Genomic DNA, 1,047 nt, shown 5'->3' on the forward strand with positions numbered 1-1,047 from the left:
CTAGAGCATGATGTTTTTATACGGAAACATATCCTGAGTTTTTGAGATAGTTGGCGCACTCCTGGCTTGAGAAGAGATCGAGGAGTTCGCCGACCTTTCGCCAGGTTGCCTCGACATCGCGAGGCTCCGCGGCTCGCATCAGGTGTTTGAGTTTGGCGAAGACCTGTTCGATCGGATTGAGGTCGGGACTGTAGGGCGGCAGGAAGAGCATATGCGCTCCCTGGCGCGGATGGCGTTGCGGGCGAGCTTGCCTTTGTGACTGCCGAGATTGTCGAGAATGACGACCTCGCCCTTTGCCAGGGTGGGCGCCAATATCTTCTCGACATAGAGGGTGAAGAGTTCGCCATTGATAGGACCGTCGATAGTGCAAGGTGCGCTGATCCTATCGTGGCGCAGCGCGGCGATGAAGGTCATGGTCTTCCAATGGCCGAAAGGCGCCGATGCTTGGAGACGCTGTCCGCGCGGCCCCCAGCCGCGTAGCGGCGCCATGTTCGTTTTGATCCAGGTCTCATCGATGAAGACCAAGCGCGAGGCGTCAATCCTGCCTTGATGAGCCTTCCAGCGCGCCCGTTTACGGGCGATATCGGGGCGATCCTGTTCGGCCGGATGGATCGTTTTTTTGAAGCTCAGCCCCTTAGCGTGAACAAAAGCCCACACCGCCCGCACGTCTGTCTTGATGCCACGCTCAGCCAGCTCCCTCGTCAGCTTCCGCAAGGTGAACGGTCCCGAGCAAATGCGCTTGCGCAGCCAGTCGGCGTTGGCGCCGGACAGAATCGGCTTCTTGTGACCACCGATCTTGCCGGGCGAAACGCCTCCGGTCTCTCGCCTCAGATTCTTCCACTTCGTCACACAGGACGGACTGATCTGAAGCGCCGCTGCAATCGAGCGAACGGTCTCGCCAGCATCAGCTCGCCTAAGCGCCAGTTCGCGGATGTCTTCCGAATAGGGTCGCGTCATCCATGCTGGCCCCGGTCCCCAGCATGGAGTTTGAATCAGAAATTCCTCCAATTGGGAATCCCGATTCCGCCAAAAAACAACATGCTCTAG

The 1,047-nt window shown here is 58.5% G+C and carries 1 protein-coding gene; it reads right to left on the reverse strand.

The window, feature by feature from the left end; translation table 11 throughout:
* Positions 1–16: 16 nt before the first annotated feature.
* Positions 17–957, reverse strand: a protein-coding gene (locus CWO89_RS44510; RefSeq protein WP_130584417.1) for an IS630 family transposase whose coding sequence is annotated in 2 segments (ribosomal slippage) — positions 17–222 and positions 222–957 — 942 coding nt in all. Because the reading frame shifts where the segments join, the coding sequence is not laid out codon by codon here.
* Between the last annotated feature and the right edge of the window lie 90 nt (positions 958–1,047).

Origin of the sequence: Bradyrhizobium sp. Leo170, from assembly GCF_004296405.1 — a bacterium.
Taxonomy (GTDB): Bacteria; Pseudomonadota; Alphaproteobacteria; order Rhizobiales; family Xanthobacteraceae; genus Bradyrhizobium.